Source organism: Afipia sp. GAS231 (assembly GCF_900103365.1).
Taxonomy (GTDB): Bacteria; Pseudomonadota; Alphaproteobacteria; order Rhizobiales; family Xanthobacteraceae; genus Bradyrhizobium.
Genome location: NZ_LT629703.1, coordinates 7,553,294 through 7,574,507, shown reverse-complemented (window position 1 = coordinate 7,574,507; position 21,214 = coordinate 7,553,294). Strand labels below are relative to the sequence as shown.

Annotated in this window: 19 protein-coding genes, 1 tRNA gene and 2 pseudogenes; 7 read left to right on the top strand and 15 right to left on the bottom strand. The window is 59.0% G+C overall.

Annotated features, from left to right (window positions below; translation table 11 throughout):
- Positions 1-64: 64 nt before the first annotated feature.
- Complete coding sequence (locus BLS26_RS37340; RefSeq protein WP_371361057.1) at positions 65-823, bottom strand: tripartite tricarboxylate transporter substrate-binding protein; 759 nt, start codon at positions 821-823, stop codon at positions 65-67.
- Positions 824-1,431: 608 nt separating this feature from the next.
- On the opposite strand from BLS26_RS37340, the gene BLS26_RS35380 reads away from it, so the two are divergent.
- Positions 1,432-3,192: an adenylate/guanylate cyclase domain-containing protein gene (locus tag BLS26_RS35380; RefSeq protein WP_172804762.1), complete on the top strand. Its 1,761-nt coding sequence runs from the start codon at positions 1,432-1,434 to the stop codon at positions 3,190-3,192.
- Between the two features lie 152 nt (positions 3,193-3,344).
- Here BLS26_RS35380 and BLS26_RS35375 read toward each other — a convergent pair whose 3' ends face one another.
- The 4 genes from BLS26_RS35375 to BLS26_RS35360 form a co-directional block, all read right to left on the bottom strand.
- Positions 3,345-3,812 carry a hypothetical protein gene (locus BLS26_RS35375; protein WP_092517427.1) on the bottom strand — a complete coding sequence of 156 codons (468 nt, stop codon included), beginning with the start codon at positions 3,810-3,812 and terminating at the stop codon, positions 3,345-3,347.
- 78 nt (positions 3,813-3,890) lie between these two features.
- Positions 3,891-4,274 (bottom strand): hypothetical protein, encoded by a 384-nt coding sequence (locus BLS26_RS35370; protein ID WP_092517415.1) that lies wholly within the window; start codon positions 4,272-4,274, stop codon positions 3,891-3,893.
- A gap of 69 nt (positions 4,275-4,343) precedes the next feature.
- Complete coding sequence (locus BLS26_RS35365; protein WP_092517408.1) at positions 4,344-4,670, bottom strand: hypothetical protein; 327 nt, start codon at positions 4,668-4,670, stop codon at positions 4,344-4,346.
- Positions 4,671-4,990: 320 nt separating this feature from the next.
- Entirely contained in the window at positions 4,991-5,932 is a 942-nt protein-coding gene (locus BLS26_RS35360) for a hypothetical protein (RefSeq protein ID WP_371360723.1), read from the bottom strand.
- A 311-nt stretch (positions 5,933-6,243) separates the two neighbouring features.
- Here BLS26_RS35360 and BLS26_RS35350 point away from each other — a divergent pair.
- The 3 genes and pseudogenes from BLS26_RS35350 to BLS26_RS35340 form a co-directional block, all read left to right on the top strand.
- Positions 6,244-6,453: pseudogene (locus BLS26_RS35350) on the top strand (polyhydroxyalkanoate synthesis regulator DNA-binding domain-containing protein); the annotation flags it as partial.
- Between the two features lie 547 nt (positions 6,454-7,000).
- The gene (locus BLS26_RS35345) at positions 7,001-7,633 is read left to right on the top strand and encodes a FecR domain-containing protein (RefSeq protein ID WP_092517403.1); all 633 of its coding nucleotides are present in this window, start codon (positions 7,001-7,003) and stop codon (positions 7,631-7,633) included.
- Positions 7,634-7,767: 134 nt separating this feature from the next.
- Positions 7,768-9,897, top strand: a complete 2,130-nt coding sequence (locus tag BLS26_RS35340) for a CHASE2 domain-containing protein (RefSeq protein ID WP_172804761.1) — start codon at positions 7,768-7,770, stop codon at positions 9,895-9,897.
- Between the two features lie 162 nt (positions 9,898-10,059).
- Here the strand turns inward: BLS26_RS35340 and BLS26_RS35335 are convergent, their stop codons facing one another.
- The gene (locus BLS26_RS35335) at positions 10,060-10,482 is read right to left on the bottom strand and encodes a hypothetical protein (RefSeq protein WP_157676690.1); all 423 of its coding nucleotides are present in this window, start codon (positions 10,480-10,482) and stop codon (positions 10,060-10,062) included.
- A gap of 639 nt (positions 10,483-11,121) precedes the next feature.
- The gene (locus tag BLS26_RS35330) at positions 11,122-12,153 is read right to left on the bottom strand and encodes an IS110 family transposase (RefSeq protein WP_092516150.1); all 1,032 of its coding nucleotides are present in this window, start codon (positions 12,151-12,153) and stop codon (positions 11,122-11,124) included.
- Positions 12,154-12,453: 300 nt separating this feature from the next.
- Here BLS26_RS35330 and BLS26_RS35325 point away from each other — a divergent pair, with 300 nt between their 5' ends.
- Positions 12,454-13,278 (top strand): alpha/beta fold hydrolase, encoded by an 825-nt coding sequence (locus BLS26_RS35325; protein ID WP_092517396.1) that lies wholly within the window; start codon positions 12,454-12,456, stop codon positions 13,276-13,278.
- A gap of 387 nt (positions 13,279-13,665) precedes the next feature.
- Here BLS26_RS35325 and BLS26_RS35320 read toward each other — a convergent pair.
- Positions 13,666-14,692 (bottom strand): annotated as a pseudogene (locus BLS26_RS35320) (IS110 family transposase).
- A 446-nt stretch (positions 14,693-15,138) separates the two neighbouring features.
- Positions 15,139-15,624, bottom strand: coding sequence for an ABC transporter substrate-binding protein (locus tag BLS26_RS35310; protein ID WP_244542057.1), 486 nt, complete (start codon positions 15,622-15,624; stop codon positions 15,139-15,141).
- A gap of 281 nt (positions 15,625-15,905) precedes the next feature.
- On the opposite strand from BLS26_RS35310, the gene BLS26_RS35305 reads away from it, so the two are divergent.
- A complete protein-coding gene (locus BLS26_RS35305) occupies positions 15,906-16,109 on the top strand; it encodes a cold-shock protein (protein WP_092517391.1) in 204 nt (67 codons plus the stop codon).
- A gap of 79 nt (positions 16,110-16,188) precedes the next feature.
- On the opposite strand, the gene BLS26_RS36190 is transcribed toward BLS26_RS35305, so the two are convergent.
- Together BLS26_RS36190 and BLS26_RS36185 are read right to left on the bottom strand one after the other, a co-directional pair.
- Positions 16,189-16,356, bottom strand: a complete 168-nt coding sequence (locus tag BLS26_RS36190) for a hypothetical protein (protein ID WP_157676689.1) — start codon at positions 16,354-16,356, stop codon at positions 16,189-16,191.
- Positions 16,357-16,398: 42 nt separating this feature from the next.
- Positions 16,399-16,548 carry a hypothetical protein gene (locus BLS26_RS36185; RefSeq protein ID WP_157676688.1) on the bottom strand — a complete coding sequence of 50 codons (150 nt, stop codon included), beginning with the start codon at positions 16,546-16,548 and terminating at the stop codon, positions 16,399-16,401.
- 1,013 nt (positions 16,549-17,561) lie between these two features.
- Here BLS26_RS36185 and BLS26_RS35295 point away from each other — a divergent pair.
- Positions 17,562-17,972, top strand: coding sequence for a hypothetical protein (locus BLS26_RS35295; protein ID WP_074817049.1), 411 nt, complete (start codon positions 17,562-17,564; stop codon positions 17,970-17,972).
- An 830-nt stretch (positions 17,973-18,802) separates the two neighbouring features.
- Here the strand turns inward: BLS26_RS35295 and BLS26_RS35290 are convergent.
- The 4 genes from BLS26_RS35290 to BLS26_RS35280 form a co-directional block, all read right to left on the bottom strand.
- The gene (locus BLS26_RS35290) at positions 18,803-19,393 is read right to left on the bottom strand and encodes a hypothetical protein (RefSeq protein ID WP_157676687.1); all 591 of its coding nucleotides are present in this window, start codon (positions 19,391-19,393) and stop codon (positions 18,803-18,805) included.
- Between the two features lie 218 nt (positions 19,394-19,611).
- Complete coding sequence (locus BLS26_RS36180) at positions 19,612-19,776, bottom strand: hypothetical protein (protein ID WP_157676686.1); 165 nt, start codon at positions 19,774-19,776, stop codon at positions 19,612-19,614.
- 65 nt (positions 19,777-19,841) lie between these two features.
- A complete protein-coding gene (locus BLS26_RS35285; RefSeq protein WP_092517387.1) occupies positions 19,842-20,375 on the bottom strand; it encodes an Arm DNA-binding domain-containing protein in 534 nt (177 codons plus the stop codon).
- A 162-nt stretch (positions 20,376-20,537) separates the two neighbouring features.
- A tRNA-Ser gene (locus tag BLS26_RS35280) sits at positions 20,538-20,627 on the bottom strand.
- Between the last annotated feature and the right edge of the window lie 587 nt (positions 20,628-21,214).

Sequence of the window (21,214 nt, the reverse complement as noted above, 5' to 3'; positions counted from 1 at the left end):
CATCACCACCGTCCGGCGACACCCCGAACCAGCGCTCAATGAAATCCACGGCCGTTCCTCCGTGTTATCTCTGGTGTGACTTGCTTATACTACAAGTTGCCATCCCAAGTGAGATAATTCGGTCAGGCGCTCCGCCATCTTTTCCGTCCCATGTTCGAGAGGGACTGCCGCCCTGCATCCGGAAAATCTCGGAAAGTCGGGCGACTACCTCTGATGATGTTTCCGGCGGAGCGAAGATGCCGACCCATCCTTCCGTCTCTATCCCGCTGCCGGTCTGTGCAAGGATGCGAAGCGAGTCCTGGAATGGGAGAAAGTCCGGAAAAGGAACAATCGCAAGCGCTACGTGACCCCCAGCAACACTGAGGATCGCTGGCGCCGATCCTTGATAGGGCACGTGCACCATCGGCACTCCGTAATCGCTGAAAAGCTTTGCACCTATGAGGTGGGGAATGCTCCCAGCGCCTGCGGTGGCGACCGTGCGATAATTCTCCTCGCGCGAGGCCCCGTTCATGTATTCAGCAAGATTCGCAGGAGATTCTCGTTTTGTGACAGCAACGTATGAGAAGGTCGCCAAAACTCCAATGGGCACGAGTCCACTCTGAGGAGGTGTTCTGAGCGACGACGTGGAGGACATGAATAAGAGTGTCTGCGTCCCCTTTTGCCGTAGTACCCAATCCGCCGCTATCGCTCCTCCCGCACCAGGTCGATTTTCCACGACCGTTGAGCTTCGCGTGATTTGCTCTACTGATTCAGCAAAGATCCTGGCTGCAGTTGAAGAGGTCCCCCCCTGCCGCAAATCCCACAACCAGCGTGATCTGGCCATCATTCGGCAGCGCGGGACTGGAAAGCATCACAAGCGCGGCAAAAAATAACGGCGTGAGTCTCGGCACGTGACTGATCCCTTTTCGCCGCATATCACAAGCGATCTTGAAGCTGCTCCGGGACGTGCCGACCCTGCCGCCCATCGCGCGCGGTTCGCCTGCAAAAACTACAGGTAGAAATGCTCTTCGTATAGCCAACGCGCACAATGATTTGAGTGGCCGATCGCGCCGCAATGACCTCACAATGGCAGCGCTTCCCATCGGGGCGTCAGCGGCAGTTGGCAGTCGTATTGCCTCGCCAATGGGTACACGACCCCATGCGACGGCCGGCCGGTCACCTGCGATGCTACGTTAACCGACCAGGCCTTTAACCTGATGCAGCTGTCCCAGCAGCAGAACCGCACTTTCGGCTCGTTCGGGGCGGCAACATTCGCGACGGCCTCGCCAAGACGGCCGGCGGCATGCTGCCGGTGATCCGCTGCCGAACTCGCCGATTCCGAACGCCCACTGGCACGGGTCGAGGGACGCCATGTGTTCGGAGCTCAATGGACACGCTCTACTTCTGACAATAGAGTCAGACCCCAAAAGTCGGATCGGATCGGGGCGATCTATGGCCGCAGAGCGTGTTGAACGACGACTGAGTGCTATTTTCGTGGCCGATGTGGCTGGCTACAGCCGCCTTATGGGTGCTGATGAGGAGGGTACGCACGCCCGGTTGAACGAACATCTGTCCGCGCTCCTCTATCCCGAGATCGAAGAGCACGGCGGGCGCATCATCAGAAGCGCCGGCGACGGAATATTGGTGGAATTTGCAAGCGTGGTTCATGGGATGCGATGCGCCATTGCGATACAGCGTGGCATGATCACCCGAAATACCGACGTGCCAACCGAGATGAGGATCGAGTTCCGTATTGGCATCAATGCTGGCGACATCATCATAGAAGGTGGCGATATCTTTGGGGATGGGGTCAACGTTGCGGCTCGGCTTGAGGCGCTCTGCGAGCCTGGCGGTATCTGTGTGTCGCACCGTGTGCGAGAAGATACGCAGGATAAACTTGACGTCGCATTTGAAGATATAGGCGAGCAACAGCTGAAGAACATTGCGCGGCCGGTGCGGGTCTATCAAGTGAGGCTCGACGACGCTCCGGCGCGGCCGGCGCTTGCGCTTCCCGACAAGCCATCGATAGCTGTCCTGGCGTTTGAAAATATGAGCGGCGACCCGGAGCAGGAGTACTTTGCCGACGGAATTTCGGACGACATTATCACCGAGTTGTCCCGCTTTTCCGACTTGTTCGTGATCGCCCGCAATTCCAGTTTCCGATACAAGGGCAAGGCGGTTGATTTGCGCCAGGTGGGGCGAGAACTCGGCGTTCGGTACGCCTTGGAGGGCAGCGTTCGTCGGGGCGGTGATCGGATCCGCATCAACGCGCAGCTGACCGATGCTGGAACCGGCATCCACCGCTGGGCCGAGCGCTATGACCAGGAGATAAAAGATGTATTTGCAATTCAAGACAACGTCGCGCGCACAATCGCCGCGATTCTTGTCGCGCATGTGAATAGGGCGGAAGCCGAGCGCACCTTACTCAAGCCGCCTGCGACCTGGCAGGCCTACGATCATTTCATGCGCGCGGCTGCTGCCTGGGTCTCGTTCCAGTCGTCGTGGCAACTGGAGGATCTATTGGAGGCGCGACGGCATCTTGCGGATTCGCTATCGATCGATCCGAAGTATGCCCGTTGCTATGCGATGCTAGCCAGCACTCACCGGGTGGCCTGGCTCAATCCCCTGAACGACGAATATTTGAACCCAACTTCCCTTGACCGAGCGATCAAATTGGCACGGACGGCGATTGAGCTCAATCCGAGCCTACCCGAAGCTTACGCGGAATTGGGGTACAACATAATCCGCAAACGCGACTTCGACGCAGCTGCTGCCGCCGCCGAAAGAGCGATTGCGGTAAACCCCACTTTCGCGGACTATCGCCTTGCCCAGGTGTTTTACTCGATAGGAGAACCGACCAGAGCAATTGCGATCGCCAAGATGCAAATGCGCCTTGATCCATTCCATCCGCATTTTGCGCCGCTGATGGCGGGCGTAGCCCATTATCACCTTAAAGAGTATCACGATGCGCAACACTGGTTGAGTGAAGCGATTGGCCGCGCACCCAATCACCAGTATGGCCATGCCTTCTTGGCCGCGACCTACGCTCAGCTGGGACGGTTGGAAGATGCTCATGCAGAGGCAGCTGAGGTTCTGCGCCTAAATCCAAGATACAGCATTAGCGGCACCCAGAAACGGGTATCCGTTCTCAAACGCGCAGAAGATATGGAGCACCTGATTGATGGGCTGCGAAAAGCGGGTCTTCCGGAATAACCAGATCAGGTTCGATATCTTCTTGACAACAAGAGTTGGTATCGAAGTCAGAAAAATCCGGGTGCCGCTTAGGGAGCGGCACGGTACCGGCTTACGCACGCTGTCGCCGAACTGGCGCAGGACGTAAAAAATCTCCGATTGCCGCTCGAAGATCATTGTTCCGGCAGTCCTACCGGTCGGAGAATATCGCAGTAGTGGGCACGGTCGGCGGCGTGAACTAACGGGGACGCGTGGTCCACCCAGCCCACTGAGTAGTCAGGCTGTAGCCGTCGCGCATTTGCCACGGCCTCTTGCGCCTCGTCCAGATAGCCCAGCATCGCGGCCGAGAGCGCCAGCCCGCGCCAAGACCCCACCAGCTCAGGGGTCTGACGCACCGCGCGGCGTCCCCAATCGAGGCCGGCCGCGTAGTCCCCGGCCATGAAGTGTGCGAAAGCTCGGATGCTGGCGCCCGAGAAGAGCACGCGGCAATGGAGAGGAACGTCCTCGTTAAAACCGTAGTCAACTTTCAACCGAGCAATATCTTTTTCAATGCCCTGTCGGTTATTAGTCGTCGCTAAAATAGTGCCGTAGGCGGCAAAGCGCTGGCCTGGGCTTTCATCACCATAGGCATCGTAAAGCATCACAATCGTCCTTCATTGAGCTAGAAAAAGTACAGGGAAGGGGATGTGGATATCATAAGCGCTTGAGAGCGGGCTGACTCAAGAAGCGCAGGCCCTGACCTCCGGCATAATCTTGCCTGTGCTCAATCTGTCGGGTCCCCACATAGTTTGTACGACGGTGAAATCGACTTTTGTCTCGTTCTTTCCAGCCGGCCTAAACAGCAATTCCCAGTGTCGAACTCCACCAGACTCCAACGCGAGCCTGGTCGATCCATCGAGATCGACTTTCTTAATGCCGCTCCCGGCGGCGCGGTCGAGGCGCTCATACGAGCAGCTTGAAATCTTTCGATAGTCTCCGTTTAGCAAAATGCTATCGATCGGCGCCTGTTCGAGCAGGCTGTTTGCCTGACCGTCCGAACGGCATCCGGAAAGCAGTATCCCGACCACGGCGGCGGCGATTGCGATCCTTAATCGAGCATCCATAGCCGACATCCAAGCGCAACCGCAGGTCGAGGGCAATAGCGGGCGGGCGAAGGCCGCCCGAACCAAGCCCTATAAGCCCGAAACGTCGTACAACCGCTTCAACCGCTCGGTGATGAGGTCACAAAAACTCTGTAGGTCGGCCTTGTTGGGGACGGGACCGGCATCGACGCCAAACGTCAGCATCGAATTCCATGGATTGAAACCGTAGACGGTCACGGTGACTCCGCGCTTAGGGCAGCCGTCCACGCTGCTCAAGTCCTGGCGGATCATCGCCGCCAATTCTTCGGCAGTCTTCTTTTCTTTTGCCGGAACAGGCAGCGCCAGTCCGTGGGGTTCCTCCGTTTCCGACGAGGTCGGAACGTTTGTAGGAGCGTCTTCCGTGCTCCTGGACCCCATCGGTGGCCCTTCGGTTTGGCCTTTAGCCCATAGCTCTGCAGCCGGGGTCTCAGTGTTCCTCTCCGCTAACCGCCACGCAAGCTGAAATTATAACCTCGCTGCGCTGCATCCAACCCGGTGACTAGCGGATGGTGGCAGGTCGCGACTCAAAATCAATCCGCTTCCACCGTGGAAAAGCGATGGCGTAGGTCGCCACCGGTCCGCCGCGACTCAGGTTCTGCATCCGTCAGCGCATTCCGCGCTGATGGAGCGGAGACATGGAGAGCGAGCAACGCTTACGCTGATAAAATTCTCGCCGCCCACTACGATCAGGCAAACGCCTACGCTCCCTCCAACCACCGTTTCTTGAGACGTCGGAAAAGCCGTTCCCACAAAGACAAGTCTTTGACGAAACCGCTGGTCCAAGCGACATAGGCTGAATCAGCAGGGAGAAGATGGTCCTCTTCTGCTTTAGACCAATTGGCGGGCTTCAACCGCCTGCCTGGCAGCCAGTATTTCCAACCTTTCGATCTCCGCAGACGACTTTCGTACCGGAGGATGTGATCACTCAATCGCCTTGCGAAGAAGATGCAGTCATCGGTTTGAGCATATAGCGCCAGCACGTTGTTTCTGATGCGCTCGTCGCGATGCCCGGCCGCCGTCCGAATTCCTAGGTAGCGTTCGATTCGTTCTCGACGATCATCGGGGCCGGACTCTCGAAATTCCGTCGTAAGTTTATTGCGAAGATCTAGAGATTGCTTCAGGTCTCCTGTTGCATCGGTCACTGCGACGAGGGTCGCTGTTGCTTCGCTGCCGAGGAAGCACCTCTCCAAAACCAATTTTTCTAGGGCCTGGGATGGAAAACTTACCTGAGCAAGCTCGCGAAGATCGAGTTCCGCGATGAGGCCACCGGCAGGGTTCATCACAAATGCTGTATGCACGGCGAGCACGTCATTCAACCCAACCCTCAGCGGGCGTATCTGCTGCTTTTTTATAGTGAGCGCCTTGTTTGCTATCGAGAAGCAGAGCGTGTGTGCCGATCGTGGCGCGTGCAATTCGGATACAATTATCCTCGACTCGGATTGCGACGACATCACAGGCACGAAGCTTACTGTCGATTGCCAGATTGAACATTGCCAGATCCCGAACGCGGCCATCGATCTGGAGCTAGTCCGGATCGACCAGACGTGTTTGGGTCGCAGCGGCGGCTTTGCCCCGGTCAGCTTTCCCTTGTTCCACGGCACTCGCTTGGGCGAGGGGGCAGCTTTCACTTGATCCTGCATGGCCATACTCCTCGGCTCGGTTACAGAGGCGAGAAGCAAGTGCCACCCGATTAGGCATTGGTTATCAGTTCGGTTCTCGGACTAGCCGGTCGGGCGGAAAACGCCCTTTGGCGTTTGACCTTCTGACCATGTCCGCTCCTGAGGGCAGAACAGACTTCTCCGCTACCACGCGCGACTTCCGGATCTGGACCCGGAGCGGACATCAGCCGGTCAAATCGGGGACTTTGAAACCGCGTTGAATGCCTACCTTTAGTGAGATAAATTGCTCCTAAGCCCCTCGGCAATGCCGCAGGGTTTCCGGGTGTGAGCCGATGGCCAATTCTGACCGCCCCACCATCATCGAGAAATACGCGAACCGGCGTCTCTATAATACTGGCACCTTCACCTTTGTGACGCTCGATGAGCTCGCGGCAATGGTGAAGCGGGGCAAGACGTTTCTCGTCTACGACGCAAAGACCGGCGCCGACATCACCCAATCGGTGCTGGCGCATATCATCTTTGAACAGGAAAACTCCCACGGCGCACGATAGCCATAACGGTCGATCCTGATACGCCGTTAAGGGCATCAGGTCGCCTCACGCGTCACTTCCGGTTATGGCACGAACCGGCCAAACCGGGCCGGTCTGACGATGTCCGTTAGTCGGGGCTAACCGGAAGTGGCGGCCAAGGGCCAAAACGGCGCGAATGACCCACAGCAGACGACCGGCCTTCAGCCCGCATTTATTGCTTGAGGATTGCCCAGACAGGTCGCCCGCACTATGGAACCCGCGATCCCCTTCCTTGAACAGGTGTTCCGCTTTTGGGACGCCGTTCGCTGGGGTAGGATGCTTTCAAGGCCTGGAGCGGTCTCGAAGTTGCGCGGGGCTGTTGCCTTGCGCAGACCATCCCGGCAACGATTGCTCGCGCGCTGACACGCTGAAGCGCGGGGAGTTCATTGAACTTGCCGACGATGCTGCGCTGCTTTGCAGGACCGCGTCCGCTCTGTGAACCAGATAACAGAACGCTCCGTTCGCATCTGCGACCATGACGAACATTGCGCCCAGAACACCAAGCTGACGGGGATCGACGATGACCGGACTTGGCGAGATCAAACGCGACCATTCCTGCAATCGACGCTGGCTTCTCCGTCACGGAGCGCTGGCACTCCCATTCATTCTTGCCCTCAGACCGGCGCGTGCAGTTGAGCGGGTCGGCTCGGTCGAAGACGTCACGGGCGAGGCATTCGCCGAGCTCGAGTCGGTCCGCCGCACGCTCGATCGGGCCGCGCCAGTTTTTCTCAGCGAGGAAGTCGTGACCGGCGTCGCGTCCCGACTGGGAATGCGGCTCGGCCGCGATACGACGGTGAGGCTCGGCGAACAAGCGCGGCTGAAGATCGACCGGTTTCTTGTCGATGCCGGCGGGGAGATGACGCTGCGCTCAGGGCCGTTGCTGTTCGATGGACAGCCGCGCCGCGCGGGAGTGCAAATTCGCAGCCCCTTTGCATTGATCGCGGTGCGCGGCACGCGATTCTTCGCGGGGCCGAGCAACGACCGCTTCGGCGTGTTCGTTGTGCGCGGCTCGGTGGCGGTGACCTCCGCGGGTCAGCAAGTGATCCTGCGCGAAGGCGAAGGTACGGATATTGCGTCGCCCGGCACGCCGCCGACGCCGGTCAAACGATGGGCGCCTGAACGCATCCGCGCCGCGCTCGCAAGCGTCAGCTGAATGTTTTGAGGCCACTGGCTTCCACACTGGAAAAGGCATGCCAGCAAACCAAGGGGCCCCTTCACTGTTGTCGCAAACAAGTCTGTTCGGCGTGATCGCGCGGCAGCATCCTGATGGGTAGGATGCGTCGAACGTTGCAGCAGCGCCTGCCGGCCGCGGCGGGTCTAGCGACGCTGACCGTTTTTCTGGCGGCAGCTATCCTGCTTCCGAAGACCATGAGCGAGGCGCTGCGCGACAGCGCCTTCGACCTCGTGCTCGCGGGCGACCAACCGCTGCGTAGACCCGTGGCATCCGACCTGAAGGTGATCGTTGTCGACATCGATCGTGCGTCAATCGATGCATTGGGTGCCTGGCCGTGGCCGCGGACGACGATGGCACGGCTCGTCGAGGCGGTGGCGAGCGGGCGGCCGGCTGCGATCGCGATCGATGTGCTGTTCGCCGAGCCCGACGACCGCTCGCCGGCGGCGCTCGCCCGCCGGCTCGGATCGGTGACCGGCCACGCCGAGATCAGCACGCTGGGAGAAAGCTTACCGGACGGCGACAAGCTGCTGGCGCAAGCGATCAGCAGCGTCCCCGTCGCCCTCGGCTTTGTGCTCGACCCCGATCGCGGCCGCGCATTGCCGGGAGCAGCGATAGTGAGCCGCGGGTCGCTGCCGTTCGACGATTTGTGGCAGGCCGCGGGCGCGATCGGGCCGACGCCGCCGCTCGCGGCCGCTGCGCGCGGGCTCGGCGTGCTCTCATTACCTGGCAGCACCGATGGCGCCATCCGTCAGATTCCGGTCTTCGTCGCCGTCGGTCGCGTGTTGATGCCGGGTCTCGCTGCCGAGGCGCTGCGCCTCGCAACCCGTGCCTCAAGTTATCTCATCGAGGGCGAGCCCGCGACGCTGGTGGTCGGCGGCCGGCGGGTTGCACTGTCGCGCGATGGGCTGCTCCGGCTCGCGCCAGCGCCACCATGGCGGCGCGTCACCCGCACACTCTCCGCGATCGATGTCCTCGAGGGACGGGCTGACCGGGGTCGGCTGAAGGACGCACTGGTACTGCTCGGGGGTTCCGCGCCGGAGCTTAACGGCTTGCGCAAAACGCCCGCGGACCCGCTGACGCCGTCAGTGCAAATCCAGGCCGATGCGGTCGAGCAGATGGTCGCCGGCCGCGTGCCGCGAACGCTGACTGCCGCGCCCATCGCGCAGCCGCTGACGGTTCTGGTAATCGGGGCGCTTGCGGTCGTGCTTGGCGCCGCCTTGTCCCCGGCCGCCGGCACCGCGATCTTGAGCGGTGCGATCGCGCTCCTGTGGATCGCCGCAATCGCCGTGTCGAGGTTCGCAGATCGCCTCGTCGATCCGCTGACGCCCTCCATTGCGGCCGGACTGGTGTTCGCCGTGACGGGCGGCACCGCATATTCGTTGACGCGCAGGCGCGAAGCGTTGGTACGCCATCGGCTCGAACAGCATCTTGCTCCGGCGGTCGTCCGCCGCATCATCGAACAACCGGACCTGGTCAAGCTCACTGGCGAGAGGCGTGAGGTCACCTCGCTGTTCACGGACATCGAGGGTTTCACTGCTACGATGCATCGCGCCGGTCCCGAGGAGCTGGTCACAACGCTTGACCAGTATTTCGAGGGCGTTGCCGGTATTGTGATCAAGCACGGGGGCATGATCGACAAGATCGTCGGAGACGGCGTGCATGCTCTCTTCAACGCACCACTCGACCTTGAGGATCATCCACAACGCGCCGTCGAATGCGCGATCGCCATTCAGGCCTGGAGCGAGGGCTTTCGTCGGCGCCCCCCTGCCGCGGCGATCGAGCTTGGCCGCACGCGCATAGGGATCGAGACCGGGCCTGCCGTTGTAGGCGACGTCGGCATTCAATCCAAGCTCGACTACACAGCTCACGGCGACGCCGTGAACATGGCGGCGCGGCTCGAAGCCTGCAACAAGGAGCTCGGCTCCGCGATCTGTGTCGGGCCAGGTGCGGCTCCGCGATGCGACGCAGCTCTACTGCGCCCGCTGGGGCGGCTGGCGGTCCGCGGACGCGAGGAGCCGATCGCCGTCTTTGAGCCGTGGCCGAGCGACGCGCCACCCTCCTGGCGCGACGCATATCTGACAGCCTACGCCATGCTCGACTGTGACGCGGCCAACGCCGCTGTGCGGTTGCAGAAGCTGATGGCCGAGCGTCCCGCGGACCTGCCGGTGCGCCGGCTCGCCGAGCGACTGACCTCTATACGTAAGTCGGGTCCGCCGTCAGCGTCGCCCACGCTGACAAGATGATCGAATAGGGCACGGAATGTCTGTTGACGGCACCAACCGGACCTGCCGGGCCGAACCGACGATGTTCGCTCTTGAAGGCAAAGCCGACTTCCCGGTTGCACGTCCGGACTTCTCAGTTTGACCCAAAGCGGAAGTCGCGTCGTTTCACGGTAGCCACGACGACTAACGGCAAGCGAGAGATTTGACCTGCTTTTCCACGAATTGTACTCGCTCGGAAGGCTGTTTTGTCACCACTTCGGTGAAGTGACTTAAGCAACCAAATGCAAAGGAAATCAGGTTGTTCGGATCGAAATCGTCTCCCTCAATAAAATAGGCGACTGCACTAATTACGAGACCGTCAGGGCTGATGTTCTTGATGGAGCTTCTATCTACTGCGAAAGTGGCTCCGCTATCTCCCTTGAACATTAGCCAATCCGGTTCAGATATTTTTCGCCCCTTCCAAGTTATGTAGCCATCGCGCCAATGCATCGGTTCGGCGATACGAGAACTCATTGGTTTGACCGCTTCGACATGATGTGCCTGCCCATTTGCCGACATCGGCAAAAGCATCAGAAACAACGTCAGTGCGACCAGTTTGCTTTTCATGCCGTTGATCATCACAGAAGAATTAGGTCCGAATTTGGCACAAAACTGCCGTTCCGTGATGTCCGCGATCCGGTGGCTACCGGGGGAATAACGGACATGGCCCGAAAGGCCGGATTCGGCAGCTCTTGACCCGTAGCGGAAATGCCTGCCCGTCGCGAACGCAGGCTAGGTTTGCCGGGACCCATAAGACGGCACTGACGACGATAACGGTCTCGAAGACCATTAGGATGTTTTCGCCAGTCTTGAGCGACATGCGGCACCCTCAGTGATCGGTAGAAGACATTACCACAGTGACGCCAGTCCCGCGCACCAGTTGCAGCCTCGGAACGGACTAAACTCGCCGCAAGATAAAGCGGCCTTCCGATGTCCTCTGTGGATGGCTCCCGCGTTGCAAGGGCTAAATTGACGCAGTGGCATTGGTCGGGTGCAGTCTTCTGTCCGGCCTGTTGATGCAGTCGGTTGAGACTGCTGGCCCTGATGGAGTCCGCGAACAAGGTCCCATTCTGTTGTTCAGGCTATGACGCCTTGGACATCACTTGGGTTGTCCCCGTTCCCGGTCTGACCGGTCTGCCATCACATCGCATCGCGCTCGCAACCTCGTGAAGCTGATCTCCTCTTCAGCTAAATCGTGTATCCTTGTTATGCGGCCAGTGCAGGCCGGTGGCCTGGACGATAGATTTCGCCGCGTGCCATGATCGCCCAGACAATCCGTGCGGTCTTGTTCGCCATCGCGACCGTGGCGACCCTTGTGGGCTTTCGCGCAAGCAGATCTGCCAGCCGTGGATCGCCTTCGGGATTTTGCTTTGCACGGCGCACAAGCGCCGTCATGCCGACAATGAGCAGCTTGCGCAGGTATTTGTCGCCCATCTTGCTGATACGACCGAGCCGCTCTTTGCCACCGCTCGACTTCTGAAGTGGCGTCAATCCCAACCAGGCAGCGAACTGCCGCCCCGAGCGGAACTGATGCGGATCGGTTACCGATGCGGCAAGTGCCGTCGCGCCGACCGGCCCGATGCCGGGGATAGTCATGAGACGACGTGCAACATCGTTGCCACGTAAACAAACGGCCAGATCGCGATCGATCTCGCGGAGCCGGACGTGGATGTCGAGCGCCTGCTGTGACAGCGTAGTGACGATCTTGGCAGCTTCAATCGGTACCTCAGGAGCTTTGCCATCGACGATCTGCCGCGCCATCAGTAGCGCCCGCTCCAGCCCCTTGGGGATGTCGACGCCAAATTCGGCCAGTAGACCGCGGATCATGTTGATCAGCTGCGTGCGCTGCTTAACCAGCAGATCGCGCGTCCGGTGCATCGACAGCGCCGCCTGCTGCTCCGGCGACTTGACCGGCACGAACCGCATCGTAGGCCGTGTCACTGCCTCGCAAACCGCTTCCGCATCGGCAGCGTCGGTCTTCCCGCGCTTCACATACGGTTTTACGTAAGCAGGCGGCATCAGCCGCACCTCATGACCGAGCTTGATTAGCTCGCGCGCCCAGTGATGCGACGTGCCGCACGCCTCGATGCCGACCAGGCAAGGAGGCAACTTGGCAAAAAATGGCAGCATCTGCGCCCGCCGAAGCGACTTGCGAACCACAGCCTGGCCGGCCGCATCGATGCCGTGGACCTGAAAAACGCTCTTGGCCAAGTCGAGGCCGATCGTGGTAATCTGCATAGCGGATGGCTCCCATTTTGCTCGTGAACGCCTGATGGCCTTCACACTTTGGCACCCAGATGCCGTGAGCGGGAGCCATCCACCTCATCTGTTGTGAAGGGTGAACCAGAAGCGACGGGCGGCGGGTGATACCGACGCGAATGACCCGAAGCGGAAGTCGTCCCGCCAAATATTTCGTTCGAACGGATCGCCGACAGCCTTCCACGGTCCAACATGGGCGGTTATACTTTGTCGCGCTTTGATCTTTGGACTGTCGTTCACCAATCGTGTTGTACTCACTTTTAAGCAGGGGAGTATTTCATGACTATCTCAAACGTCAGCCGCCGCGAAATGATCGGCGGACTTGCGGCCGGAGTAAGCGCGGTAATCTCATCAGACACGTTCATCGGCAGTGCGCGCGCTCAATCCGCGCAAAAGACCTTTGTTTTGGTACCCGGCACCTTCTTTGGGGCTTGGACTTGGCGTCGTGTTTCGGACAGGCTCGAAAAGCAGGGTCATAAGGTGTATCCGATGTCACTGACCGGGGTGGCAGACCGATCGCATCTCCTGAGCAAGGACATCAACCTCGATACTCACATCGCGGACATAGCCAATCTCTTGGAATGGGAAGATTTGACCGACATTTGCCTTGTCGCCCATTCCTACGCGGGCTATCCGGCATCAGGCGCGCTCGAACGCATTGGAAACCGTGTATCGTCCATCGTCTGGGTCGATGCATCGAAGCCCGCCGATGGTCAGAGATTTTTTGACGAGCTAACCGAGGCCGCCAAGGAGATAACGGCGGTCAAGGATATCCTCAAGGTGGAAGATGGCGCGATCAGTATTTCACCTCCTAAAAAGGTCCCTTTGACCGACGCCAAGGACGCGGCCTGGGTCCTGTCGAAGGTGACCCCGCAACCGATCGGTCCGTGGTTGCAACCAGTGAAGCTCTCAGGGGCGCGCGAAAGGGTCGCGAAAAAGACCTACATCCGCTTACCCAAGTTTCCGTTTCCGAGCTTGGACAAGGCATATGCGGAGTGCAAGGCCGACAAGTCTTGGACGACATTAGAAAATACCACGTCGGTCCACGTTGTTATGGTTGCGGAGCCTGAGTGGTTGACTGGCGTTTTGTTGCAGGCTGCTTGACCTTGGAACACCGGCTTCCTCGCATTGAAACTCGGAGCGTTTTACGTTGCGGCGTGCGGGCATCTGACTTCCGTTGATGGCACGAAACGGACCTCCAGCGATGTCCGACTTGAGTCCTCTGTGGATGGCTCCCGCGTTGCAAGAGATAAATTGACGCAGTGGCATTGGTCGGGTGCAGTCTTCTGTCCGGCCTGTTGATGCAGTCGATTAGACTGCTGGCCCTGATGGAGTCCGCGAACAAGGTCCCATTCTGCTTATCAGGCTATAACGCCTTAGACTCAACTTAGGTTGTCCCTGTTCCCGGTCTGACCGGTTTGCCATCACATCGCATCGCGCTCGCAACCTCGTGTAGCTGATCTCCTCTTCAGCTAAACCGTATAACGTTGTTTATGCGGCCAATGCCGGCCGGTGGTCGGCATGATACGTCTCGCCGCGTGCCATGATCGCCCAGATGACCCGCGCGGTCTTGTTCGCCATCGCGACGGTGGCGACCCTTGTGGGTTTTCGCGCCAGCAGATCCGCCAGGCGTGGATCGATCTTACCGGGATTGTATTTTGCACGACGCACAAGCGCCGTCATGCCGACAACGAGCAGCTTGCGCAGATATTTGTCGCCCATTTTAGTGATACGACCGAGCCGCTCTTTGCCGCCGCTCGACTTCTGAAGTGGCGTCAGTCCCAACCAGGCGGCGAACTGCCGCCCGGAACGGAACTGATGAGGATCGGTAACCGATGCCGCAAGAGCCGTTGCGCCGACCGGCCCGATGCCGGGGATGGTCATGAGGCGCCGTGCGACATCGTTGCCACGTAGCCAGATCGCGATCGATCTCGCGGAGCCGAATGTGGGTGTCGATCGCCTGCTGTGACAGTGTAGTGACGATCCTGGCAGCGTCAATCGGCACCTCAGGCACTTTGCCATCGATGATCTGCCGCGCCATCAGCAGCGCCCGTTCCAGCCCCTTGGGAATGTCGACGCCAAATTCGGCCAGTAGACCGCGGATCATGTTGATCAGCTGCGTGCGTTGCTTGACCAGCAGATCGCGTGTCCGGTGCATCGACAGCGCCGCCTGTTGCTCGGGCGACTTGACCGGAACGAACCGCATCGTAGGCCGTGTTACCGCCTCGCAAACCGCTTCCGCATCGGCAGCATCGGTCTTCCCGCGCTTCACATACGGCTTGACGTAGGCCGGTGGCATCAGCCGTACGTCATGGCCGAGCTTGATCAGCTCGCGCGCCCAATGATGCGACGTGCCGCAAGCCTCCATGCCGACCAGGCAAGAGGGCAGCTTGGCGAAAAATGGCAGCATCTGCGACCGCCGAAGCGACTTACGAACCACAACCTGGCCGGTCGCATCAATGCCGTGGACCTGAAAAGCGCTCTTGGCCAAATCGAGGCCGATCGTGGTAATCTGCATGGCGGATGGCTCCCATTTTGCTCGTGAACGCCCTGATGGCCTTCACACTTTGGCACCCAGATGCCGTGAGCGGGAGCCATCCACCTCATCTGCTATCGGGCGTGAAGCGGACAATCTGAGCAAAGCGGGGCGAGCTCAGGAGAAGGTAACATGCCAAATCTGGACTACGGCCGACGACCCGATCCATGCAGAGCCCAAGATCGCCATTTTTTGCTTCACCTCGCGCACGCTGATGCACGCGAAAACCCTTCCGCCGTGGCTTTCGGCCGTAGTTAAGCTACCGCCGTGACGTTGAAAGCGGCAAAAGCCAAACGCTTTCAAAAGCATTGGTTGTCGGGTGTGGAGGAGGGAAGTTCCGCTGGGCCCGCCTGGATTACTTCGAGCGCCACTATCATGCTCTCGTACGACCGGCCGCTTCTGCCGCACAGCAGGCATTTGGCTCTTATCTAAATAATATCATCCAGTAAGGCAGGCTTGCCGATCGGCACCAGCGTCGTGCCGTCAAAGCGCGTGAGCTGCAGGTGATGGACGGCCCGGTAGTCGGTCGGCGAATTATAGACACCAATCCCGCCGATGAACATCGGCGGCGTCATGTCCTTCAGGGTTGTCGCCTGCTTCAGCAGATTTTCCTGGGCCAGGTCATCGCCGCACCGTTTGAGCACCTGCTCGATCATCCAGGCGTTGTTGTAGTCGGGAAACGCTGCGCCATTGTTTAAATCGAGACTTGGCATATAGCGCGCCGCAAAGACCTTGAAGTCCTTCACGGCCGGATGATCGGCTTGCGTCGGATCCGCCGGGTTGCGTTCCCACGTCGCGATGATCACGCCTTTCGATGCCTCGGCGCCCGCCGGGATGAACGTCGTTCCGATCGACCCGGCATTCGAGGCGACGATGTGGAGCGGATGCCAGTTGAGCCCGGCGGCGACCCGGATTGCCTGAGCGGCGAATTTCGATTGCGTGAACTGGATCAGGACATCGGCGCCGAGATGCTTTCCTTCAGCGCCTTCGACATCCTAAAGCGGGTCAGGTCGTTAAGGTCAGAGCTGTACCCGCGGGAGTCCGCCAAGGTGCCGGTGCTAACGCTTGTTCGGCCGCGGCCGGACCTGAGCGCGTAAGTGAGACAGCCCGCCGGTTCACGCCTGGCGGGTTTTTCCTTGCGGGGTACTACGCTGCCGCCCTAGGCTGCCGACGTGCGGCAACAGGGAGAGCGGACGTGGCGACAGGTACTGTGAAGTGGTTCAATCCAACGAAGGGCTTCGGATTTATTCAACCCGACACCGGCGGCAAGGACGTATTCGTCCACATCTCGGCTGTCGAGAAAGCTGGGCTCAGCAACCTCAATGAGGGCGCCAAGGTGAGCTACGAGGTTGTTGCTAACCGCGGCAAGGAATCGGCGGAAAATCTCCGGGTCGGCTAACATCGTTAAAGTCGGCATCGAAGCCCGTCGGTTCACGCCCAGCGAGTTCCAATCGACAGCACAGGCTAAGCCCGCTGACTCAAATCAGCGGGTTTTTCTTTTGCTTTTTCCCGGCCGCGGCGAGCTTTTGGCGTTGAACTTTCAAGCCAACGCTTTTGGGCGCGGCCGATGCGACCGGCGAGGCAAACTTAGCGGCCCACCGCTGCTCTAAACTTCTTTGAATGTGAAGAGGAAGAATACCGTTCATAGCCAAAGCTCCGCGTTCATGGCCGCCCCGGTCTCGATGGTCTCAACGCGCTCGGTCCTTTAAAGGTCCGCTGCTCGGCAAAACGCTCACGACAGCCTTCTTGACCACGTCGCTGTAACGACCGCCGTTCATCTCGACGTCTAAAGCCCAAAGAATGCCGATTGCCATGCATGCGGCAATAAAAGCCTTCATGGAAATCCTTCGTCACTCGAAAAATGGACGAAATAAGAGGCCGCCAACTGAGGCGGCCCAACTTTGCCTTTTGCCGCCGTTGTTTCTAACGGCCCTAGCAAGTCGTCCGAGGAAGTCTCTCACCCAAGAATCTTCGTGTTTGGACGTTCGCTATTCGCGTTTCCCTGCCATCCCTTAGAGTGTTCGGCAATCCAGATAGCCGCGTCATGTTCTGTAATAAATCCCTTGATTACTTCCGTTTCGCCGTCGGGCCATAGAATATCGATACCCCAGCCAGTTCCGGGATTTTTGCGCGCCATGAAAGTTGGTCGCTGCTCTAACATCCGTCGAATATGCGCCCACGGCACCCAGGTTCAAGCCAGCAATCCTGCCACAATCCCAAGATCCGCTGACGGTCGAGACCGGCCAAGCACCCCGCTGGAAATGCTGGGAACCATTGTCCGAATGAAACTCTTGGGACAGTCGGGTGCGCCCACCGCCGGGGCGCTGCCTGACCCGGAACGACCTCGGCATGCCCCCTTACGCTGAGGCCGTTTTTTTGGCATGCGGATTCGGCCACGCGCTGGCGCCGACAAGGCTATCCGGGATCAGCCCGTGCCCATGCAAGCCGGCTCAAACATTGGCCGGACGTCGGCGCCGCGGTGCCCGCAGATCTGACAGGTGAACTTCGGCTCAAGATCCGATAGCCGGACATCATCCGACCATCGCCGGGCGTCGATCACGAGCGAATGGGCGCACCGGTAGTCGCCGCAGTAGACGAGAAGCCGGGCCGGACGCCCGCATTTCCCCGAGAGGGATTTTCTGTTCACTCATGCCCAGTTCAGGCCCGTTGGAGCACGGCCTATCAACGCGCGGCCCGGGCGGTTAGGGCCTCTGGGGCTCGCCGAATTAATGTTTCTTAGGTCGACTCCCGGACGGATGGGGAATCTACTGATCCCCATCACCGCACCTCGCAACCAAATCGGCTTGCGAAGGTTCGTGATTTGGGGTGACGGTTAATAGGAGGCGCATCCATGTGCGATTACAGCTTACATGCGGTCGCGACACGTCCCGCTGAGGTCGCGGAAACCTTGGTCTCGACCAACTTTTCTACCGGGACTCACGGCTTTGCGAGCCCTGACGATCCGAAAGTCGCGGTCTGCCTTCGTCCTGGGACCGAGATCGCATTCGAGAATGACGTTCAAACTGACGGCATGATGTTTCGCAAGAACATCGGCGTTCGATTAGCGCGGTTTCGCCAAATAAACCTCAAGCAGCCATATCAACATCACGACGCGCTGGAATTCTCAAACGGTGCAATCGTTCTTGTCACTGACCTCGCTGCGGGGCAAAGGGCTACGGTACTGCAATTGCCTGCGAGCCCAATCGAGGAAAGGCCTCAGGCGTCCCAACCTGCGGCCCGGCATGAGACCGCCAACGTCTGATGGACAAAAAAAGCCCCCGGAGCGATCCGGGGGCTTGGGCCTTACAAGTGGGTGCATGCGGATCGGAGGCGGTGATCGCGCCTGACGATCGCCGCCACACGTTGAACGGTTAGCCTGCCGGTTCACGCCGGCGGGTTTCTTACGATGTAGCGCGTGACAGACCTAAGCTGTTGCCGCGCGGTTTTAAAAAGGAGTGCCGACGTGGCGACGGGCACCTGTGGCCCTGCAGCCACTAAACCTTTGTTCTTGCAACGGAACCGCGCATTTCGATTTACAGCGGACCTAACGAGTCCTTAGCTCTGGTCACCGGGCTGGGTACATTGTTTTAACGTTCAAATTTTTCAAAACCCGGGCGAGCCGCAGCGCGAAAATGCCTGCGGCTTTTGCTTTGAGACACGCGCAATCGCCTCACGAGGTGGCGCATCCGGACGAGGAGAGGTGAGGGCGGCCGGTTACCCGAGCTGTCTCGCCGCACTGTCTGTCCCAGCCCCGTCGGCTCTGGAACAGGTCAGAGGGAGGAAGTCAGGATGTTAAGTCGAACAATTCGGCAGGCCACCGAAGTTAATCGTCTATGATCACTAGGCGAGCCCTGAACCTTGGTCGGGTCCCGGAAACGCTTCGATCGTAGCTTGAACCCGTGGGTTTTGTCGGCCTGAGTTGAAAAATTCAATTTGTTCAACGGTTGTTTGGAGGATTGGTGATCCTCCTAAAATTCCTAGTCCCTCTTCTGCACAGTGCTTTCTTAATGACAACATTGCGATACACGGATGCTGCGTCGTGGCATCCAGTGAGCGCGCGTAGACGATGACCTTTTTGGTAGAGCCTTGGAGCTAGTTGCTCAAATGGCTCTGCAGGTTTTTCAGGCACTCGATCGCCGAATCGTCAGACAAGACATCCCAGGCGAGACTGCAAATTAAATTAACAAGTCGCCCTGCGTCTGACTCAGATCCCGGCGACCATACCTCAAACGTTTTGGTGCTCGCCGCTGTTCGACAGTGGACGTCGATTGTGATTCCGTCGAAGCCTAGAGTCTGTTCAATCTTGAAAGGCGCCAGCAACATAGCGTCCAGTTCGGTCCAAAACCGCGATGCACGATCGGACGAAACAATAGCCTTACGAGCGAACCGTTGCTCAAAGATGCTCTTGGCACCGATTAGTTCCAACGTAGTGCCGTCGCAGTTAGCTACCACGCGCAGCAGGGCTTTAGGATCAAATGAGGGACGAAATCGCGCTTCTGCAATTCGGAGCGTTTCCTGCCGATCTGGACGCGGTTGGCCAACCGATCGCTCGGCGGCCTTCTTTGCCAGGAATTTCATCAATGGGACGGGAGCATCTTCTTGAGGAGGGAGGGGGGAGTATTCGCCTCCTACTGCCTGAACCAGGATGCGCATCCCATCGGACCAACCCAATAGTTCGATCATTGTCCGTGGATCGAGCCTGTCGTCTTGCGCCCACCCTTCGAAGAGGTCACCTAGCGAAATCAACTCTGCTCCTAAAAGGGTATTGAGGAGGGCGCGGGAGGTATCGCATAAAAATGGCGGATTGCTTCGGCTTCGGAACCGCTTATCGTTCGGCTGAGCGGCTTTCTCTCCCGAACATAACCCTGAATGTCAGATGCTAGGCTGCTCTCACGCCGGCTTCACTCCGCCTCCACTTCTGATTTAGAAGCCTCAAGCAACTCCTCCATTTTTTGTTGAAGATCGGATCGATCGCTGTCGTCGGCGTTTCGGAATTCCGCCAGGGCAGCCGCGTACCTGCTTGCACAGAGTAAAATATGGTGATCCGGACTCGAAGCGTCGACCATCGTTCGTTTCCAACCAAAATGAGATGGTGCGTTGTACGTTCGTCACAATCAGAGTTGGGCCATCTTTAGCCCGGTATAATCGGCAACCCGTCCTTTGCTCGCCGCTCAGCTTCCACCAGACCGATCAACCGACCTGAGAATACTGAGGTTACGATTACAAATGCGGCAGCAAGACCCTGATACAATTCCGTAAGCGCGGTAGGGTTATTTGGGGTGCCATCAAGCCAGATGCAAACCGCAATAGCTGCTGTCGCAATTGCACTTCCCCACGCAATCGTCATGTATGATCTTCGACTAACCATAACTGTGGTGAGATGTGTGGCGAGCGCGACCGGGGCGGCAAAGCCAGCGGTAACGATGATGAACACGCCGGCGCGCACTTCTTGCCGGGCGGCGTCGCGCTTGATGCGGGCATCCTTCAGCGACACGTCCTGCAGCGAGCCCAAGCCATGCCAGCGCTCTTTGCCGCCGATCCAGTACCGGTACGACCAATTGCGCGACGTCGCGCTCGCAACGACGAGGTAAAGGCCGTCACCATCCGGATATTTTCCCGGCGTGATCTGGCGCGAAACTTCCAACGGACTGAGTTTTCCAGCCATGACGTGTTCTCCAAAAACCGTCCGCCAAACTCACGGGAAAAAACCACGGTCGGCGCTTTGACTACGGAGAACACTGTAGAACATCCAAGTACAGCGTTCCGGCTCAAAGCACTGACATTACTGTGGATTTCGAACAACGGCGAACAAGGGAGAACAGTATACTGGCGGAAGGGGTGGGATTCGAACCCACGGTACCCTTGCAGGCACGCCGGTTTTCAAGACCGGTGCCTTAAACCGCTCGGCCACCCTTCCGTCTTGGAATGCTGCGGCTTAGCAGGGGCGTGCCGCCGGGGAAAGCCACAATTCGGGCAGGCCCGGCGGCGTGGTTCTAGCCGAACGCAAAGGCCAGCAAACTGGAGCACAGCAGCAGCAGGCTAGCCGTGGTCAAGGCGAGGAATCCGTTGGAGACATAGTCGTGGTTGCGCATGGTACACCTCACGCTCACGATGCTCGTCCGAATTGATTAAAGCTTTCCAAATCTCCGAAGGGGGCGGGTGGCGCGTTTCCGCGTCCACCCGGCCTCAAGCGGCCCAAAAATCAGGCCCTGGAACGAAAACCTTCAAACGCGTGGGCAAGAAAAATCCCGGCGCTCACCAGGCCCATCACTGCAGTCACTGTCTCAATCATCGCAAAAGTCCTTTTGCGCCCCTGCACCCACCAAACGACCGCGCCGTTGCACAGTCAAAAAGATTCAGGGGGCGGAATCCAAATCGCGCTGGAGTGATGATTTGCTGCAACAGGTTGTCTGAAACCAGGACAGGCAAATGCGAGAGGTGCGCATTTTGCTCGCGTATTTCAACGGATTCGCTTGGCAACCAATCGTTCACCACGCAGGCGCT

Bases quoted from the DNA above. Each gene is read 5' to 3' on its own strand.
- BLS26_RS37340 (WP_371361057.1), bottom strand. From the start codon at position 823: ATGGCCAGATCACGCTGGTTGTGGGATTTGCGGCAGGGGGGGACCTCT.
- BLS26_RS35380 (WP_172804762.1), top strand. From the start codon at position 1,432: ATGGCCGCAGAGCGTGTTGAACGACGACTGAGTGCTATTTTCGTGGCC.
- BLS26_RS35375 (WP_092517427.1), bottom strand. From the start codon at position 3,812: ATGCTTTACGATGCCTATGGTGATGAAAGCCCAGGCCAGCGCTTTGCC.
- BLS26_RS35370 (WP_092517415.1), bottom strand. From the start codon at position 4,274: ATGGATGCTCGATTAAGGATCGCAATCGCCGCCGCCGTGGTCGGGATA.
- BLS26_RS35365 (WP_092517408.1), bottom strand. From the start codon at position 4,670: ATGGGGTCCAGGAGCACGGAAGACGCTCCTACAAACGTTCCGACCTCG.
- BLS26_RS35360 (WP_371360723.1), bottom strand. From the start codon at position 5,932: ATGCAGGATCAAGTGAAAGCTGCCCCCTCGCCCAAGCGAGTGCCGTGG.
- BLS26_RS35345 (WP_092517403.1), top strand. From the start codon at position 7,001: ATGACCGGACTTGGCGAGATCAAACGCGACCATTCCTGCAATCGACGC.
- BLS26_RS35335 (WP_157676690.1), bottom strand. From the start codon at position 10,482: ATGAAAAGCAAACTGGTCGCACTGACGTTGTTTCTGATGCTTTTGCCG.
- BLS26_RS35330 (WP_092516150.1), bottom strand. From the start codon at position 12,153: ATGCAGATTACCACGATCGGCCTCGACTTGGCCAAGAGCGTTTTTCAG.
- BLS26_RS35325 (WP_092517396.1), top strand. From the start codon at position 12,454: ATGACTATCTCAAACGTCAGCCGCCGCGAAATGATCGGCGGACTTGCG.
- BLS26_RS36190 (WP_157676689.1), bottom strand. From the start codon at position 16,356: ATGAACGGTATTCTTCCTCTTCACATTCAAAGAAGTTTAGAGCAGCGG.
- BLS26_RS36185 (WP_157676688.1), bottom strand. From the start codon at position 16,548: ATGAAGGCTTTTATTGCCGCATGCATGGCAATCGGCATTCTTTGGGCT.
- BLS26_RS35295 (WP_074817049.1), top strand. From the start codon at position 17,562: ATGTGCGATTACAGCTTACATGCGGTCGCGACACGTCCCGCTGAGGTC.
- BLS26_RS35290 (WP_157676687.1), bottom strand. From the start codon at position 19,393: ATGATCGAACTATTGGGTTGGTCCGATGGGATGCGCATCCTGGTTCAG.
- BLS26_RS36180 (WP_157676686.1), bottom strand. From the start codon at position 19,776: ATGGTCGACGCTTCGAGTCCGGATCACCATATTTTACTCTGTGCAAGC.
- BLS26_RS35285 (WP_092517387.1), bottom strand. From the start codon at position 20,375: ATGGCTGGAAAACTCAGTCCGTTGGAAGTTTCGCGCCAGATCACGCCG.